Origin of the sequence: Agromyces tardus, assembly GCF_003710805.1 — a bacterium.
Lineage (GTDB): Bacteria > Actinomycetota > Actinomycetes > Actinomycetales > Microbacteriaceae > Agromyces > Agromyces tardus.
Genome location: NZ_RHHB01000020.1, coordinates 23,019 through 39,658, shown reverse-complemented (window position 1 = coordinate 39,658; position 16,640 = coordinate 23,019). Strand labels below are relative to the sequence as shown.

The window sequence follows — 16,640 nt, the reverse complement described above, 5'->3', positions numbered from 1 at the left end:
TTGCACAACCGATTATGCACCGCGAATTCCGCAGTCATTCCTCCGTTTCAGTTCGGATCCCGGCCGTCGATGCGCGCACGACGAGCGAGATCGGCACCTCGACCGCCGATCCGCGACGTTCGACGCGCCCCTCGAGGGCATCGGCGAGCAGGTCCATCGTCTGCCGCCCCATCTGCCGCGCCCCCAGGTCGAGCGAGGTGACCGGCGGATCGGTGACGGCGAGGGCGTCGCTGTCGACGTAGCTGGCCACGAGCACGTCGCGACCCACGACCAGCCCGGCCGCCCGGATCGCCTCGACCGCGATGAGCGCCATGCCCTCGGGCGCGGAGACGATCGAGTCGGGCCGGTCGTCGCGCGCCAGCAGCTCCTGGAAGGAACTGCGCACGCGGTCCATCGTGGTGTCGAACCAGCCCAGCACGCGCTGCTCCGAGACCCCCTTCTCGGCGCACCAGGCGGCATACCCCTCGGCCATCTCGCGACCCCACGCCATCGAGGGATCGGGGAGCATGCACGCCGGGCGCCGGGCCCCCCGCTCCCACAGGTGGTCGAGCAGCATGCGCATCCCGGCGACGTGATCGCCGTACGCCGTCGCCCACGGCGCGGGGAGGCCCGCCGGCACGTGCTCCCCGCTCACCACCGGACGGCGGCCCGTGAGGAGCCGCTCCACCACGGGGTCCCCGTCGACGGGATCCACCACGATGAAGCCGTCGAGTTGCTCGGTGATCGCCGACCGGCCCCGGAACGCCGTGGGCATGAGCGTGACGAGCAGGTCGGACTCCGCCGCCCGCTCGACGGCCCCGAAGGCGACATCCATGTAGTAGCGGAAGCTCAGGGTGTGATCGGGCACGTACAGCCCCACCGCGCCCGAGCGGGCGGTGCGGAGGTTTCGCGCAGTGACGTTCACGACGTAGCCGAGGTCGCGCGCGGCGTCCTCGATGCGCTGCCGGGTCTCGGCCGAGAACCGGCCCTTGCCGCGAAGGGAGAGCGAGGCGGTGGCCCGTGAGACCCCCGCCGCGTCCGCGACGTCCTGCAGGGTGACGGCGGGGGTCGGTGAGTCCACGCCGTCAGTCTAGACAGCGGCCCGCGTGCGCCCGCCGCGCTGCATCCGCCCGCACTTCCGCACGCCGCCGGCCCCGCGGCATCCGCCCGAATGCGAAACCGCCCCGCTCGTGTCGAAGCGGGGCGGTTCCGGCCTGTGCGGCGGGCGCGACTACTCGGCGGACGCGCGCGAGAGCATCTCGCCGCGGAAGAACGCCGGCCGCCTGATCGCCTGCCAGATCATGATCGCCACGCCCGTGAGCAGCACGACCATGCCGAGCACGAACACGAGGCCCAGCCCGAAGACGTGCGACCCGCTGCCGTACTCGGGGTCCATGCTGTCGATGAGCGTCGTGAAGAACAGCACGCCGAGGATCACGCCGCCGACGAGCGGCGACAGCAGGGTGAACACGAAGTTCCGCACCGAACGGAACCACACCCTGCGGAAGAACCACACGGCCGCGAACGCCGTGATGCCGTAGTAGAAGCAGATCATCATGCCGAGCGCGGTGATGGTGTCCCAGAGCACGTTCTCGCTCACGAAGCGCATGACCGCGTAGAAGACGGATGCCACGACGGCCGACACGATCGTCGCGTACCCGGGCGTGAAGAACCGTGGGCTGACCCGCGCGAACTGCTCGGGCAGCGCGCCGTAGTGGCCCATCGCGAGCAGCGTGCGCGCGGGCGACACGAACGTGGACTGCAGCGAGGACGCCGAGCTCGTGAGCACCGCGATCGACACGAGCACCGCGAGCGGCCCGAGGATGGGGCCGGCGAGGTGGAAGAACACGTTGTCCTGGATGTCGGGGTTGCCCAGCCCGAACTCGCCGCCGCCCACGCCCGCGTAGGCGATGAGCGAGACCGCGATGAGCAGGTAGAGCACCACGATGACGACGACCGTGATCGTGGCAGCCCGGCCGGGGGTCTTCTCGGAGCCGCGGGTCTCCTCGTTCATCGTGAGCGTGACGTCCCAGCCCCAGAAGATGAAGATCGACAGCGACAGGCCGGCGGCGAACGACGAGAACGACTCGACCGCGAAGGGGTTGAACCACGAGAGGTCGATCGCGGTGGCGTCGAAGGCGTTGCCGTTCGCGACCTCGACGAGCGCGGCGATCGAGAAGAGCAGCAGCACGGCGACCTGGAAGCCCACGAGCCAGTACTGCAGCTTCTGCGTCGTCTTCATGTCGCGGTACGAGATCAGCGTCGCGCCGAGCATGAACAGGAGGCACACGACGACGTTCACGAACGGGTTCGCGGCGATGTCGGCGATCTCGGGATTCCCCGCGAGCTGCGAGATGAGCAGGAACAGGAAGTCGACGGCGATGCCGGCGAGGTTCGAGAGCACGAGGATCGTCGCCGCGACGAGCCCCCAGCCCGCCATCCACCCGATCCACGGGCCGAACGCGCGCGTGGCCCACGTGAACGACGTGCCCGAGTCGGGCATGCGCTTGTTGAGCTCGCGGTAGCCGAACGCGACGAGCAGCATCGGGATGAACCCGACGAGGATGATCGCCGGCACCTGCACGCCGACCGCCGAGACGGTCGGGCCGAGCGCCGCGGTGAGCGTGTACGCCGGGGCGATGCACGAGATGCCGATGACGATCGCGCCGATGAGGCCGACCGAACCCGCCGAGAGGCCCTTGCGCGACAGGCCGCCCTCGGGCGCGTCGACGGCCGCAGTCGCCTCGGTCAGCGGTGCGTTGGACTGGGGTCGTGTCATTTCGAAGCCGTTCCGTGGGTGGTGCGGGGCACCACGATCATGGGCACCGGGAGCTCGCGCAGCATCTTCGCCGCGGTCGAGCCGAGGAACAGGCGCCTCGGGGCCGCGAGGCGGCTCGAGCCGACGAGCACGAGCTCGCCCCGGTGCCAGTCGAGGGCCTGCACGGCGTCCTCGATGGTCGAGCCGGTCGCGGTCTCGACGGATGCCTCGACGCCCTCGGGCAGCGCCCGGTGCGCCTCCGCGAGCACGGACTCCGCGTGGGTCGCGCTCGTGAGCTCGGCGAGGTGCTCGTCGAGGCCCGCGGGCAGGTCGATGGGCACGAGCGACACGAGGCGCAGCGGCGCGTGCGTCACACGAGCGAGCAGCGTGGCCGCCTCGAGCTGCACGTCGGCGCCGGGCCGGGTGCCGACGCACGCGGTGATGCGCGTCACGCCCTGGCTCGCCGGGATCTCGCGGGAGCCCGCGGGAGCGAGCGCGACGGGCACGTCGGAGGAGTGCAGGAGCTCGTTCGCGACCGAGCCCACGCGCGGACGGCGGGGCAGGCCTCCCCCGGCGGCGCCCACCACGATGAGCTGCGAGTCGAACTCGTGCGCGGCGTCGATGAGCCCCTCGGCGTAGGACTCCGCGTACCGGATGTGCAGCTTCGATGCGACATCCGCGCCGAGGTGGGTGGATGCCTCGGTGAGCCACTCGCGCGACTGCTCGCGCAGGTACCGGATGTACCCGGAGTCGACCGGCACGCGGCTGTTGTGCGCCTCGGAGGGCAGCACCATGACGACCTCGAGGGCGCCCTCGGCCGCGGTCGCGATGCGGTTCGCGAGCGCGAGCGCATCGGCGCCGGCCTCGTTGGCGGTGTAGCCGACGACGATCCGGAGCTCGCTCATCGTGCGCCCGCCCGCGCGCCCTCCAGGATCTGCGCGGCGACCTCCCGGCCCATGCGCACGGCGCCGTCGACGTGCTGGTAGCCCTTGCCCGCCATGTCGCTGCACGCGAAGTGGATCGGCCCGACGGGCGTGCGCAGGTCGGCGCCGTAGCGGGCGAGGCCGCCCATGTCGAAGCTCGCGGCGTAAGCGCCGCGCGTCCACTCCTCGGAGCCCCAGTCGCTCTCGTAGTAGACGACCGGGTGCTTGGCCTGCTCGCCGTAGTAGTGCGACATCGACTCGAGGATGCGCGCCTTGCGCTCCTCCGCCGGGAGCTGGAAGACGCCGTCGGCGGCCTCGTCGGCGACGAAGCCCACGAGGGTGCCCCGCGGGTCGTCGAAGTTGGTGTTGTCGTAGGCCTCGTGCACGAGCTCGTAGGGGCTGAACGCCGTGCCCGAGAGTCCGAGGTCGCGCCAGAAGGGGGTCTCGTACACGGCGTGCACCTTGATGACGAGGCCCATCGAGAGGTGCTGGTGCAGCTGGTGCTGGCGGCGCGGCAGCGGCGGCTCGTACGAGATGCGGCTGAAGAGCACGGGCGGCATCGCGAGGATCACCTCGGACGCGTGCACCTCGAGCTCCTCGGTGACGGCGACGACGCCCTCGGCCGGCTGCTCCGGGTTCCAGCGCAGGGTGCGCACGGGCTGGCCGAGGCGCACGACCTCGTCGCCCAGCCGCTCGGCGAGGCGCAGCGGCACCTGTTGGAGGCCGCCGACGACGCGCCGGTCGAGGATGAAGTCGGCGTCGACGAGGTTCGAGAACGATCCGGCGGATGCCGCCATGAGCAGCGCCTGCAGCGCCGAGAACGCGTGGGCGGGCTTGGTGAGCATGGCGCCCGCGATGAACATGCCGATGTTCTCGCGCGCCTCCTCGTCGTCGGTCTGGGTCTCGAGCCAGCGGGCGAACGAGGTCTCGTCGAGGTCCTTCGCGTCGGGGTGCTCCCACGGACGCTCGGGGTCGATCTCGGCGACGAGCGCGTCGAGCTTCTCGATGAGGGTGACGATCTCCTGCTCCGTCGCGGGCGGCACGGGGAAGATCTCGCCCTCGAAGGTGCGGCGGGTGCCGTCGGGGGCGAGGTAGACGTTCACGCCCTCGCGGTAGCGCGGGTAGGTCTCGAGGCCGAGCTCGTCGAGGGTCTCGATGAGCGCGTCCTGGTCGGGCGAGACCCACTGGCCGCCGATCTCGAGCATGGCGCCGTCGATCTCGTCGGTCCAGAGGCGGCCGCCGACGCGGTCGCGGGCCTCGAGCACGACGACCGTGCGGCCGGCCTTCACGAGTTCGGTCGCGGCGGTCAGGCCGGCTGCGCCGGCGCCGACGATGACGACGTCCGTGTCGATGCGTTGCATGGTTCTGCTTCCTTCGTGTCCGGGCGCGCGGATGTCGCCAGTCGAGCCGGCCGGGGCCGTTTCGAGATGATGTCGCCGGTCGAGCCGGCCGGGGCCGCTTCGAGATGATGTCGCCGGTCGAGTAGGCCGCAGGCCGTATCGAGACCAGTGGTGACGGGGTCTCGATACGCGGCCTCGCCGCTACTCGACCGGCGGCGCGTCAACTCAGGGGAATGAGCGTGTACTTGGTGTCGAGGAACTCGTGGATGCCCTCGAAGCCGCCCTCGCGGCCGATGCCCGACTGCTTGACCCCGCCGAAGGGCGCGGCCGCGTTCGAGACGAGGCCCGTGTTGAGGCCCATCATGCCGGTGTCGAGGCGGTCGATCATGCGGTGGCCGCGGGCGAGGTCCTGCGTGAACACGTAGGAGATGAGGCCGTACTCGGTGGCGTTCGCGAGTCGCACCGCCTCGTCCTCGTCGGCGAACGTCGTGATGCCGAGCACCGGGCCGAAGATCTCCTCGCGCAGCAGGCGCGCGTCGGCGCCGACGTCGCCGAGCACGGTCGGGGCGTAGAACGAGCCCGCGCCGTCGATCGGCGCACCGCCCGCGAGCACCTTCGCGCCCTTGGCGACGGCGTCCTTGACGAGCTCGTCGGTCGAGGCGACCGCGTCGTCGTCGATCAAGGGGCCGATGTTCACGCCGTCCTCGGTGCCGCGGCCGACGCGCATCGCCGCGACGCGCTCGGTGACGCGCTTGGCGAACTCCGGCGCGACCGACTCGTGCACGATGAAGCGGTTCGCCGCCGTGCAGGCTTGGCCGATGTTGCGGAACTTCGCCACGATCGCACCCTCGACCGCCTTGTCCAGGTCGGCGTCCTCGAAGACGACGAACGGCGCGTTGCCGCCGAGCTCCATCGAGGTGCGCAGGATGCCCTGCGCCGACTGCTCGATGAGCTTGCGGCCGACCTCGGTCGAGCCCGTGAACGAGAGCTTGCGCAGCCGCGGGTCGGCGATGATGGGGCCCGAGACCTTCGAGGAACTCGTCGTCGTCACGACGTTGACGACGCCCTTCGGCAGGCCGACCTCCTCGAGCAGCTGCACGAAGGCGATCGTCGTGAGCGGCGTGAGAGCGGCGGGCTTCACCACGACGGTGCAGCCCGCGGCGAGCGCCGGCGCGATCTTGCGGGTCGCCATCGCGAGGGGGAAGTTCCACGGGGTGATGAAGTACGACGGCCCGACGGGGCGCTGGGCGACCACGATGCGGCCGGTGCCCTCGGGGTTGAGCCCGTAGCGGCCCGTGATGCGCACGGCCTCCTCGCTGAACCACCGCAGGAACTCGCCGCCGTAGACGACCTCGCCGCGAGCCTCGGCGAGCGGCTTGCCCATCTCGAGGGTCATGAGGAGGGCGAAGTCCTCCTTGCGCTCCATGAGGAGGTCGAACGCACGGCGCAGGATCTCCCCGCGCTCGCGCGGTGCGGTCGCCGCCCACGCGTCCTGCGCGGCCACGGCCGCGTCGAGGGCGCGCATGCCGTCCGCCGGCGAGGCGTCGGCGATCTCCTTGATGACCTCGCCGGTCGACGGGTCCTGGACCGCGAAGGTCTTCCCGCCTTCGGCCGGCACCCACTCGCCGCCGATGAAGAGGCCGTCGGCGACGCGCTCGATGAGGGTGGACTCCTGCTGGATGGTCGTCATGTTCCGTTCCGTTCTCGTGTGTTCGCGGGGATCGCCGGATCAGGGGTAGAGGCCACGGAGGCGGTGGGCCTCCGCCACGCGCTCGACGGCGAGGGCGGTGGCGGCAGTGCGGAGCGAGAGGTCGCGGGCCTCGGCGTAGCCGAGGACGTGGCGCCACGCGTTCAGCATCCGCTCCTCCAGTCTGCTCTCGACCTCGTCGGCACGCCACCAGTACGCCTGGTTGGCCTGCACCCATTCGAAGTACGAGACGATGACTCCGCCCGCGTTCGCGAGGATGTCGGGCACGACGAGCACGCCGCGCTCGCGCAGGATGCGGTCGGCCGTCGGGGTCGTGGGGCCGTTGGCGCCCTCGACGATGACCTTCGCGAGCACGTCGGCCGCGTTGCCCTCGTGCAGCACGCCCTCGACGGCGGCGGGCACGAGCAGGTCGACGTCCTGCGTGAGCAGGTCGGCGCCGTCGAGCGCGTCGGCGCCCGGGAATCCGACGACCGATCCGGTCTCGCGCACGTGGTCGGTGAGCGCCTCGATGTCGAGGCCGCCGGTGTTGAGCACGGCTCCGTACTGGTCGCTCACCGCGGTGACGCGCACGCCGGCCTCGGCGAGGAACCGCGCGGCATCCGCACCCACCTTGCCGAAGCCCTGCACGGCGGCCGTCGACCGCGCCGGCTCGAAGCCCGCGTGGCGGAGCGCGGCGAGCGCGATGTGGGTCACGCCCCGGCTCGTGGCCGAGGCGCGACCCAGCGATCCGCCGAGCGCGATGGGCTTGCCCGTGACGATGCCGGGCACCGTGTAGCCCGAGTTCACCGAGTAGGTGTCCATCATCCAGGCCATCGTCTGCTCGTCGGTGCCGATGTCGGGCGCGGGGATGTCGCGCTCCGGGCCGATGATCGGCAGGATCTCGCTCGTGTAGCGGCGGGTCACGCGCTCGAGCTCGGCCATGGAGTGCTGGCGCGGGTCGATCGCGACGCCGCCCTTCGCGCCGCCGTACGGCACGTCGAGCAGGGCGCACTTCCAGGTCATCCACATCGCCAGGGCGCGCACCTCGTCGAGGTTCACGTTCGGCGCGTAGCGCAGGCCGCCCTTGGCGGGTCCGCGCGAGAAGTTGTGCTGCACGCGGTAGCCGAGGTAGAGGCGGCTCTCGCCGTTGTCCATGCGCAGCGGCACGGCAACGCTGAGCTCGCGGCGCGGGGTCGCGAGCATCTGGTGCAGCCCGTCGGTGTAGCCGAGGAGCTCCACGGCCTCGGCGAGCTGCACGCGCGCGTCGGCGAGCGGCGTCGGTTCCGCGGGTCGAGGAGCAGCCGACGGCCGCGTCTCGAGACCGTGCGGGGCGGATGCCGCGGCATCCGCCAGGGGCGACGTCGTCGGCGCCATCAGGGGGTTCATGCCTGCTTCAGTCCTTCTGCGATGACTCCGAGGCCCTCGATGAGGAGCTCGTCGGAGATGGTGAGGGGCGGCAGGAATCGGATGACGTTGCCGTAGGTGCCGCACGTGAGCACGAGCACGCCGTGCTGCGCCGCGTAGGCGGCGAGCTTGCCCGTGAGGGCGGCGTCGGGGGCGCCGGTGGCGGGGTCGACGAGCTCGATCGCGACCATCGCGCCGCGGCCGCGCACGTCGCCGATGCGGGCATCGGCGGTGCGCAGCGCGTTGAGGCGGCCGATGAGCACGGTGCCGATCTCGCGGGCGCGCTCGATGAGGCCGTCCTCCCGGTAGGACTCGATCGCGGCGAGCGCGGCGGCGCAGGCGATCGGGCTGCCCGCGTAGGTGCCGCCGAGGCCGCCGGCCATGGCGGAGTCCATGATCTCGGCGCGGCCGGTGACCGCCGAGAGCGGCAAGCCGCCCGCGATGCCCTTCGCCGTGACGATGACGTCGGGCACGATGCCCTCGTGCTCGCTCGCGAACCAGGCGCCGGTGCGGCCGAAGCCGGTCTGCACCTCGTCGGCGATGAACACGACGTCGTTCTCGTTCGCCCACTTCACGAGCGCGGGCAGGAACCCGGGGGCGGGCACGATGAAGCCGCCCTCGCCCTGGATGGGCTCGATGATGATCGCGGCGAGGTTCTCGGCGCCGACCTGCTTCTCGATCTGCAGGATGGCGCGGGCCGCGGCCTCGGCGCCCGACAGCCCCCCGTCGCGGAAGGGGTAGCTGAGCGGAGCGCGGTAGACCTCGGGGGCGAACGGGCCGAAGCCGCTCTTGTAGGGGATGTTCTTGGCCGTGAGGCCCATCGTGAGGTTCGTGCGACCGTGGTAGGCGTGGTCGAACGCGACGACGGCCTGCTTCTTCGTGTAGTGGCGCGCGATCTTCACGGCGTTCTCGACGGCCTCGGCGCCCGAGTTGAAGAGGGCCGAGCGCTTGGCGTGGTCGCCGGGGGTGAGCTCGTTGAGCTTCTCGGCGACCGAGACGTAGCCGTCGTACGGCGCCACGGTGAAGCACGTGTGCGTGAAGGCGTTGAGCTGCGCGGTGACGGCCTCGACGACGCGGGGGTTCGAGTTGCCGACGCCCGTGACGGCGATGCCCGAGCCGAGGTCGATGATCGAGTTGCCGTCGGCGTCGACGATGACGCCGCCGCCGGCCGCGACGACCGAGACGGGGATCGTGGTGCCGACGCCCGCGGCGACGGCCTCGGCCTTGCGGGCCATGAGCTCCTGCGAGCGCGGGCCGGGGATGCTGGTGACGAGGCGGCGCTCCTGCGGCAGGGCGGGTCCGCCGACGGTGGTGGCCGTGGGTGCGACGAGGGTCATGGGGTGCTCCGATGCGAGATGACGACGGTGGCGTTGCTCGGCCATGGTAGGCAGGGCCCAGCGGATGCCGCTCCGCCCGCGTGTACACTCGGAGGCACCTGTCTCGACGTCGCGTACAACACTCGCCGATCGAGCAGCCCGCCAGCACGCCACCGCCGATCGAGTAGGCCCGCCAGGGCCGTATCGAGATCCCCGGGTCTCGATACGCTCCTTCGTCGCTACTCGACCGACGCACACCGCCGATCGAGTAGGCCCGCGAGGGCCGTATCGAGATCCCGGGTCTCGATACGCTCCTTCGTCGCTACTCGACCGACGCACACCGCCGAGGAGGCACCCATGAAGCCGACCGTGCAGACCCTCCTCGATCGCGGCGACCTCGCCCTCACGCTGCTGACCCCGGCCGGCGCACTGCCCCACGGCGCGCTCGACGCGACCGTGCAGTGGGCGCACAGCTCCGACCTCGTCGACCCGTCCCCGTTCCTCGAGGCGGGGAACGTGCTGCTCACGACGGGCACCCAGTTCGGCGCCGACTCCGGGGTCGACGACCCCGCCGGGTTCGACGCGTACGTCGCCCGGCTGCGCGCCAGCGGCGTCGCGGCGCTCGGCTTCGGCACCGAGGTGGTGCGCGAGGGCACGCCCGACGCGCTCGTGGCCGCGTGCACCGCCCACGGCCTGCCGCTGTTCGAGGTGCCGTACCGGGTGCCGTTCATCCGCGTGGTGCGCACGATCGCCGACCTCAACGCCGCCGATGCGAACGCCCGCCAGGCGTGGGCGCTCGCCGCGCAGCGCGCCATCTCGCTCGCGGCGCTGCGCCCCGACGGACTCGGCGCCACGCTCGCCGAGCTCTCCCACCGCCTGGGCGCGTGGGTCGGCCTCATCGACGCCGCGGGCACCCTCGATCGCGAATCGCCCGTGGGCGGCCTCGGCCAGCCGGCGCTCGGCGAGGTCGTCGGCGAAGCGCGGTCGATGCTGCGCCGCGGCCAGCGCGCCGGCCGTTCGCTCGAGGCGGGTGCGTCGGTGGGGCGTCCGCAGCGGATGACGCTGCAGACGCTCGGCGGCGGCGGGGCGCTGCGCGGTGTGCTCGCCATCGGCGACTCCCCCGAGCTCGACGCCGCCGGGCGCGAGGTCGTCACCTCGGTGATCGCGCTCGCGGGACTCGCGCTCGAGCAGAACCGCGACCTCGACCGCGCGCGCGGTCACCTGCGGGCGGGCCTGCTGCGCTCGATCATCGCGGGCGACCTCGACCTGGCCGAACGTGTCTCCGCGGAGATGTGGGGGCCGCTGCCGGCGTCGCCCGTGCGCGTGGCGATCGCCGACCTGCCGCCCGAGCACGTCGACCGGCTCGCCGAGTTCCTCGAGCTGCGCGTCGACGAGCGCGGCGGGCACCTCTTCTTCGGCCGCGACGGCGAGACCCTCGTGGTCATCCTCGAGGACGCCGACACCGGCATCGCCGAGGAGCTCGCGAACGAGTTCGACGTTCCGGTCGGGGTGTCGGATGCTGCATCCGTCGACGCTGTGGCCGACGCGCACGAGCAGGCGTTGCGGGCGCTCGAGCGCGCCCGCGAGACCGGACCGGGCGTCGCGTGGTTCGACGACATCAGCCGCCAGGGGGTGCTCGCGTTCCTCGCCCGCACCGACGCGCGTGCCGTCGCCCGGGCGACCCTCGCGCCGCTCACCGAGTACGACACGGCCAACGGCACGACGCTGCTCGAGACGACGCGGGTGTGGCTCGAGCACGGCGGCCAGTTCGACGCGACCGCCCAGCAGCTCGGCGTGCACCGCCACACCGTGCGCAGTCGCATCGCGCTCGCGGAGCGCCTGCTCGGCCGCGACCTCTCGGGGTTCCACGCGCGGGCCGACCTGTGGGCGGCGCTCCTCGCCGTCGGCTGACGCGGACCCGGGCCCTTCCCCGCCCGCCCCGGCCGCCGCTCGGCCCCCTCCCCGGCCGCCTCGCCGCCCCACTCCCGGCACCCGTGTCGCGAGAACATGGGCGATCGGGCCTCCGGCCACGAGAACAGGCCCCACCGGCCTGTTCCCCCCGTCGCATCCTGTTCTCGGCACCCTTCCCCGCCGCGGACGCCGGGCGTACGCTGGAACGAGAGCGAGGGAGCAGCGATGCAGGCAGCAGTCGGCGAGCGTCTGGTCATCCACAGCAAGGCGGTCGGCACGCCCGATCGGCACGGCGAGGTCCTCGAGGTGCGGGGTTCCGACGGCGGTCCGCCGTACCTCGTGCGGTTCGACGACGGGCACGAGACGCTGCTCTACCCGGGCGCCGACTGCGAGCTCGAGAACGCTGCGCACTGACCGCGCACCGGTCGTCGTGACGGGGGCGGCACCGTCCGCGGCATCCGCATGCCGGCACGGCGATCGAGCGGATGCCGCACGCTAGCGTGGAGCACATGTTCCACTCGTACGTCGCGATCGGCGACAGCTTCACCGAGGGCGTCGGCGACGAGCTGCCCGACGGCACCGTGCGCGGCTGGGCGGACTTCGTCGCCCTCGGCCTCGCGAAGCACGCGGCCCCCGAGGAGGTGCGCTACGCCAACCTGGCGATCCGCGGCCGCAAGCTCGGGCCCATCGTCGACGAGCAGCTCGAGGCGGCCATCGCGCTGCGGCCCGAGGTCATCAGCTTCAACGGGGGCGGCAACGACATGCTGCGTCCGCGGATGCCCGAGGAGTCGGTGGCCGCACGATTCCGGCAGGCGGTCGAGCGCATCCGCGAGGAGGGCATCCACGTGCTCATGCTGAGCGGCGCGAACCCGACCGAGCACCTGCCGCTCGGCAGGGTGTTCGATGCCCGCGGCGTGCGGCTCACCGCTGCGCTCCAGGACCTCGCCGCGATGGACGGGGTGACGTTCGTCGACAACTTCTCGGATCGCGGGCTGCGCGACATCCGCTACTGGTCGTCCGACAAGCTGCACCTCAACCCGCTCGGCCACGCCCGCGTCGCGTCGAACGTGCTCACGGCGCTCGGCGTGCCGGTGCCGTCGGAGTGGGGTGTCGCGGAGGTCGCGGCCGCGCCGGCCGGCCAGAAGAGCCGCAACACCGCCGCGTACTACCGCGAGTACGTGCTGCCCTGGATCGGGCGCCGGCTCACCGGCCGCTCGTCGGGCGACGGCCGCACCGCGAAGCGCGCGACGCTCGAGCCGGTCGCGATCGACGCGGCGAGCTGACGAGTCGGGGGCGCGGCGGGCGGACCACGTCCGGCCTCCTTCGCGTCTCCGCTCGGACCGGTCACCGGCGCACGGGATAGCGCAGGTGCAGCACACGGCTGCCCTGGATCACCACGTCGGGATCCTCCAGCAGGTGCTGCGCGTCGACCGACCCGAAGTAGCGCTTGCCGGCTCCGAACACGACGGGCACGACGTCCATCCGCACCTCGTCGACGAGGCCCGCGGCGAGCACCTGGCCGCCGACGTCGCCGGCGGCGACCTCGACGATGCGGTCACCCGCGAGCTCCTGCGCCCTCGCCACGGCGGCCTCGACGCCGTCGACGAAGTGGAACGGCGCCTCGGGGTCCCAGCCCTCGGGGTCCCAGCCCTCGGGCTCCGGCCGGTGGGTCACGACGACCACGTGGTCGATCCCGCTCGGAGGAGTCCCGTCCCAGCCGTCGGTCATGTCGAAGACGTGCCGGCCGGCGATGGTCACCCCGATCTCGTCCCAGTACGGCCGGATGTAGTCGTAGGACGGCCGGGACACCGTCAACACGCCGCTCTCGTCCAACGGCACGTCTCCGCTGGTCAGCCAGTCGAACAGCGGCCCGGGCTGGTCGTCCTCGTCGGCGATGAAGCCGTCCACCGACACCGAGCCGTACATGACCACCTTGCCCACGGGACGCTCCTTCGCGTTGGGTTGCCTGCTGTCAGCCCAGTACGCCCTCGACGAACGCGCGGGTGCGGCGGGCGAGGCCGTCGATGCGGGCCGAGGTGTGCGATCCGCTGCGCACCTCGGCGGGGGCGAGCGGGGCGGGAAGACGCACGTTCTCCTGGCACGAGAGGTCGCTGCAGAGGTACGTGCCGACCGAGTTCCCGTTGCGGCCCGCCTCGCCCGCGCGCCGCGCGGAGAACATCGTGACCTGGTTCGCCGGCTGGTGCGTGTGGCAGAGGTTGCAGACGGCGGCGCGGTGTCGCGACGACGGGGGGTCGGCCGCGCGCAGCACGATGCCGACGGGCTCGTCGTCGATCAGGGTCACGAGGTAGCCGCGGTGGCGCACCGTGCGGTCGCGCCAGGCGAGCGCGTCGACGTGCTCCCAGTCGACGAGCAGGTACTCGAGCGGCAGTTCCAGCTGGTCGAGCTCCGCATCGGTCGCGTTGACGAACGACTCGCGCAGCTCCTCCTCGCTGAGTGGACGCATCATTCGACCCCCTTCCGACCCGAACCAGTGTAAGTCGGGTCGCGCGCGGGTCAGGCGAACGAGGGCCGCGGCCGGTCGTCGACCCGCGGGCACCAGCCGCCCGGAGTGCGGTCGTAGTCGTGCGCAGGGCCGTCGGCGACGAGGCGGGCGAGTGCGTCGAGGAAGCGGTCGACGTCGTCGGCCGAGGAGCCGGCGCCGAGGCTCGCGCGCAGGCCGTTCGCGCGGGTCGCGACGCGGTCGAAGAAGGGGTGCGCGCAGAAGCGTCCGGCGCGCACCGAGATGCCGTGCTCCGCGGCGAGCGCCGCCGCGACGAGGCCCACCGAGCCGCGCTCGAGCTCGAGGGTCGCGATGCCGAGCCGGTCGTCGGCGTCGTCGAAGCCGCGGATGACGCGCACGCCCCGCTGCGCCGCGAGGCCGTCGTGCAGGCGCGCGGTGAGCGCCTCCTCGTGTTCGCGGCGGGCCCGCTCGCCGAGTCGCTCGAGCTCGGCGAGGGCGCGCGCGAGTGCCGCGATGCCGAGCACGTTGGGCGTGCCCGCCTCGTGCCGCTCCGGGCCGGACTTCCAGTCGACGGCGTCGAGTCGCACGGCGTCGACGGCGCCGCCGCCCGCGAGGTGCGCAGGGGCCCGGTCGAGCCAGTCGGCGCGTCCCACGAGCGCGCCGGCGCCGAACGGCGCGTACGCCTTGTGTCCCGAGAACGCGAGGTAGTCGATGCCGGATGCCGCGAGGTCGACGCGCCGGTGCGGCAGGAGCTGCGCGGCATCCACCGCCAGCCGGGCGCCGTGCGCGTGGGCCAGCTCGGCGATCCGCGAGAGCGGCAGCACCTCGCCGGTGACGTTCGACGCGCCCGTGACCGAGACGAGCGCCGCGGGACATCGGCGGAGCTCGTCGTCGAGGGCGTCGAGGGTCTCGGCGATCGTGGTCCGGGCGACGACGACGCGGCGCCCGCGGCGCTCCCACGGCAGCAGGTTCGCGTGGTGCTCGATGTCGAGCACCACGGTGTCGCCGGGCACCGCCGACGCGAGCAGGTTGAGGGCGTCGGTCGTGTTGCGCGTGAACACCACGACGTCGTCGAGGCGGGCGCCCACGTGGCGGGCCACGGCGATGCGCGCGTCGTCGACGAGCGCGGTCGCGAGCTGCGACGGGTACCCCGTGCCGCGGTGCACGCTCGAGTAGTACGGCAGCACCCGCGCGACGTGCGCCGTGACCGCGTCGAAGGCCGGGGCGGATGCCGCGACGTCGAGGTTCACGTGACGCACGAACGCGCCGCCGAGCACCGGCACCTCGAGTCCGGCGTCGGAGAGGGCCGCGAGCGGGCCCGGGCCGGGAGCGGGCGACGACGGCGACGGGGCCGGGGTGGGCGCGGGCACGGATGCCGCGACCTCGGCGGCGAGCGCAGCGGCATCCGTCGAGCGCACCATCGGACGCGCCCCGTCGCGGGTCGCTTCCGTGCGCTCGTCGATGCCGATCATGTCGCTGCCTCTCGTCGTGTGGATCGACGCTACGGAGCGCGGCACCCGCCCTCAACCGATCGGCGCCGCATGGAGTCACGCTGCGTCACAGAGCGCAACACGGAAGGGCCCGGCAGGGCTGGGGGCCCCTGCCGAGTCCGGTTTCCGGGCTGCCCGCGCGGCTCAGATGCTCGCGCGCTGCACCAGCATCGGACACTCGAACGGATCGCGCTCGCCGAGTCCGACCCGGTTGATGTAGCGCAGCACGATCCCGTACGACTGCGTGAGCGAGGTCTGCGTGTACGGCACGTCGTGGTCGCGGCAGTACTCGGCGATGATCGGCGCGGCGCGGCGCAGGTGGGGTCGCGGCATCGACGGGAACAGGTGGTGCTCGATCTGGTAGTTGAGGCCGCCCATGAGCACGTCGATGAAGCGGCTGCCGCGGATGTCGCGGCTCATGAGCACCTGGCGGCGCAGGAAGTCGAGCCGCATCCCCTTCGGCACGAGCGGCATGCCCTTGTGGTTCGGGGCGAACGACATCCCCATGTAGAAGCCGAACAGGCCGAGCTGGATCGCGAGGAACACCGCCGCCCTGCCGGGCGAGAGCACGAGGAACACGAGCGCGACGAAGCCGAGGAGGCGCACGGCGAGCGCCGCGATCTCCGCCGGACGATGGGCGAGGGGCTCCCTCGCGAACACCCGGTGCACGCTCGAGGCGTGCAGGGAGAGTCCCTCGAACAGGAGGATCGGGAAGAAGAAGGCGCCCTGGTGCGCCATCATCCAGCGCAGGATCGGGTTGCGGTGCCGGGTCGCCTGGTCGGGGGTGACGGCGACGACCGGCAGGTCGATGTCGGGGTCGACGCCGATCTGGTTGGGGTTCGCGTGGTGCCGGGTGTGCTTGTGCTGCCACCACCCGTAGCTCATGCCCACGAACCCGCCGAGCACGAGGCTCGTCCAGTCGTTCCACTTGCCCGAGCGGAAGATCTGCCGGTGCGCGGCGTCGTGGCCGAGGAACGCCGTCTGCGTGAACAGCACGGCGAATCCGACGGCGGTGAACATCTGCCACCACGTGTCGCCGATCCAGATGAAGAGGGCGACGGATGCCGCGAACACCACGGGCACGGCGATGAGCTTGGTCCAGTAGTAGCCGTATCGTCGCCGCATGAGCCCGGCGTCCTTGACGCGGCGGGCGAGCTCGGTGAACTCGCTCGAGCCGACGACGGCGGTCGAGACGGACCGCTCGGCTCCGGTCTTCGTCCTCGGACCGGTGCGCATGATCTCGCTGGACATGACGACCTTCTCTCGAGGTCGCCGCAGGCGGGGTCCGGGCACGCGGTCGATGGATTCTGGTGATCCCAGCGTACGCCGCCACCGCTGGGAGTCGAAGATTCCTCGCGGAATTCACAGCAG

General features: G+C 72.3%; 14 protein-coding genes. 3 read left to right on the top strand and 11 right to left on the bottom strand.

Annotated elements, in window-relative coordinates; translation table 11 throughout:
* Positions 1-34: 34 nt before the first annotated feature.
* The 7 genes from EDM22_RS11190 to gabT form a co-directional block, all read right to left on the bottom strand.
* On the bottom strand, positions 35-1,060 hold the full coding sequence (locus tag EDM22_RS11190) for a LacI family DNA-binding transcriptional regulator (protein ID WP_122937130.1): 1,026 nt from the start codon (positions 1,058-1,060) through the stop codon (positions 35-37).
* A gap of 150 nt (positions 1,061-1,210) precedes the next feature.
* A complete protein-coding gene (locus EDM22_RS11185; RefSeq protein WP_122937129.1) occupies positions 1,211-2,758 on the bottom strand; it encodes an APC family permease in 1,548 nt (515 codons plus the stop codon).
* Positions 2,755-3,642, bottom strand: a complete 888-nt coding sequence (locus tag EDM22_RS11180) for a universal stress protein (protein ID WP_122937128.1) — start codon at positions 3,640-3,642, stop codon at positions 2,755-2,757. The genes EDM22_RS11185 and EDM22_RS11180 overlap by 4 nt, the downstream gene beginning before the upstream one ends.
* The gene (locus EDM22_RS11175; RefSeq protein ID WP_122937127.1) at positions 3,639-5,021 is read right to left on the bottom strand and encodes a flavin monoamine oxidase family protein; all 1,383 of its coding nucleotides are present in this window, start codon (positions 5,019-5,021) and stop codon (positions 3,639-3,641) included. The genes EDM22_RS11180 and EDM22_RS11175 overlap by 4 nt, the downstream gene beginning before the upstream one ends.
* Positions 5,022-5,220: 199 nt before the next feature.
* Positions 5,221-6,690, bottom strand: coding sequence for an NAD-dependent succinate-semialdehyde dehydrogenase (locus EDM22_RS11170; RefSeq protein WP_122937126.1), 1,470 nt, complete (start codon positions 6,688-6,690; stop codon positions 5,221-5,223).
* A gap of 39 nt (positions 6,691-6,729) precedes the next feature.
* On the bottom strand, positions 6,730-8,073 hold the full coding sequence (locus EDM22_RS11165; protein ID WP_245989331.1) for a Glu/Leu/Phe/Val family dehydrogenase: 1,344 nt from the start codon (positions 8,071-8,073) through the stop codon (positions 6,730-6,732).
* Positions 8,070-9,428, bottom strand: a complete 1,359-nt coding sequence (gabT, locus tag EDM22_RS11160; RefSeq protein ID WP_122937125.1) for a 4-aminobutyrate--2-oxoglutarate transaminase — start codon at positions 9,426-9,428, stop codon at positions 8,070-8,072. The genes EDM22_RS11165 and gabT overlap by 4 nt, the downstream gene beginning before the upstream one ends.
* A gap of 336 nt (positions 9,429-9,764) precedes the next feature.
* Between gabT and EDM22_RS11155 the strand changes: the two genes are divergently transcribed.
* From EDM22_RS11155 to EDM22_RS11145, 3 genes are all read left to right on the top strand, one after another.
* A complete protein-coding gene (locus EDM22_RS11155) occupies positions 9,765-11,318 on the top strand; it encodes a PucR family transcriptional regulator (protein WP_122937124.1) in 1,554 nt (517 codons plus the stop codon).
* A 225-nt stretch (positions 11,319-11,543) separates the two neighbouring features.
* A complete protein-coding gene (locus tag EDM22_RS11150) occupies positions 11,544-11,732 on the top strand; it encodes a DUF1918 domain-containing protein (protein ID WP_122937123.1) in 189 nt (62 codons plus the stop codon).
* A gap of 95 nt (positions 11,733-11,827) precedes the next feature.
* Positions 11,828-12,601 carry an SGNH/GDSL hydrolase family protein gene (locus EDM22_RS11145; RefSeq protein WP_122937148.1) on the top strand — a complete coding sequence of 258 codons (774 nt, stop codon included), beginning with the start codon at positions 11,828-11,830 and terminating at the stop codon, positions 12,599-12,601.
* Positions 12,602-12,662: 61 nt separating this feature from the next.
* On the opposite strand, the gene EDM22_RS11140 is transcribed toward EDM22_RS11145, so the two are convergent.
* From EDM22_RS11140 to EDM22_RS11125, 4 genes are all read right to left on the bottom strand, one after another.
* Entirely contained in the window at positions 12,663-13,259 is a 597-nt protein-coding gene (locus EDM22_RS11140; protein ID WP_122937122.1) for a dihydrofolate reductase family protein, read from the bottom strand.
* Positions 13,260-13,290: 31 nt separating this feature from the next.
* Positions 13,291-13,785: an FBP domain-containing protein gene (locus tag EDM22_RS11135; RefSeq protein WP_342768521.1), complete on the bottom strand. Its 495-nt coding sequence runs from the start codon at positions 13,783-13,785 to the stop codon at positions 13,291-13,293.
* Between the two features lie 47 nt (positions 13,786-13,832).
* A complete protein-coding gene (locus EDM22_RS11130; protein WP_212591940.1) occupies positions 13,833-15,251 on the bottom strand; it encodes an aminotransferase class V-fold PLP-dependent enzyme in 1,419 nt (472 codons plus the stop codon).
* Positions 15,252-15,413: 162 nt separating this feature from the next.
* Complete coding sequence (locus EDM22_RS11125; protein WP_122937121.1) at positions 15,414-16,520, bottom strand: fatty acid desaturase family protein; 1,107 nt, start codon at positions 16,518-16,520, stop codon at positions 15,414-15,416.
* Positions 16,521-16,640 lie beyond the last annotated feature (120 nt).

What these genes read in the sequence shown, in the direction of transcription:
- EDM22_RS11165 (WP_245989331.1), bottom strand. Translation starts at nt 8,073, where the DNA reads ATGAACCCCCTGATGGCGCCGACGACGTCGCCCCTGGCGGATGCCGCG.
- EDM22_RS11180 (WP_122937128.1), bottom strand. Translation starts at nt 3,642, where the DNA reads ATGAGCGAGCTCCGGATCGTCGTCGGCTACACCGCCAACGAGGCCGGC.
- EDM22_RS11170 (WP_122937126.1), bottom strand. Translation starts at nt 6,690, where the DNA reads ATGACGACCATCCAGCAGGAGTCCACCCTCATCGAGCGCGTCGCCGAC.
- EDM22_RS11150 (WP_122937123.1), top strand. Translation starts at nt 11,544, where the DNA reads ATGCAGGCAGCAGTCGGCGAGCGTCTGGTCATCCACAGCAAGGCGGTC.
- EDM22_RS11130 (WP_212591940.1), bottom strand. Translation starts at nt 15,251, where the DNA reads ATGATCGGCATCGACGAGCGCACGGAAGCGACCCGCGACGGGGCGCGT.
- EDM22_RS11135 (WP_342768521.1), bottom strand. Translation starts at nt 13,785, where the DNA reads ATGATGCGTCCACTCAGCGAGGAGGAGCTGCGCGAGTCGTTCGTCAAC.
- EDM22_RS11125 (WP_122937121.1), bottom strand. Translation starts at nt 16,520, where the DNA reads ATGTCCAGCGAGATCATGCGCACCGGTCCGAGGACGAAGACCGGAGCC.
- EDM22_RS11175 (WP_122937127.1), bottom strand. Translation starts at nt 5,021, where the DNA reads ATGCAACGCATCGACACGGACGTCGTCATCGTCGGCGCCGGCGCAGCC.
- EDM22_RS11155 (WP_122937124.1), top strand. Translation starts at nt 9,765, where the DNA reads ATGAAGCCGACCGTGCAGACCCTCCTCGATCGCGGCGACCTCGCCCTC.
- EDM22_RS11145 (WP_122937148.1), top strand. Translation starts at nt 11,828, where the DNA reads ATGTTCCACTCGTACGTCGCGATCGGCGACAGCTTCACCGAGGGCGTC.
- gabT (WP_122937125.1), bottom strand. Translation starts at nt 9,428, where the DNA reads ATGACCCTCGTCGCACCCACGGCCACCACCGTCGGCGGACCCGCCCTG.
- EDM22_RS11185 (WP_122937129.1), bottom strand. Translation starts at nt 2,758, where the DNA reads ATGACACGACCCCAGTCCAACGCACCGCTGACCGAGGCGACTGCGGCC.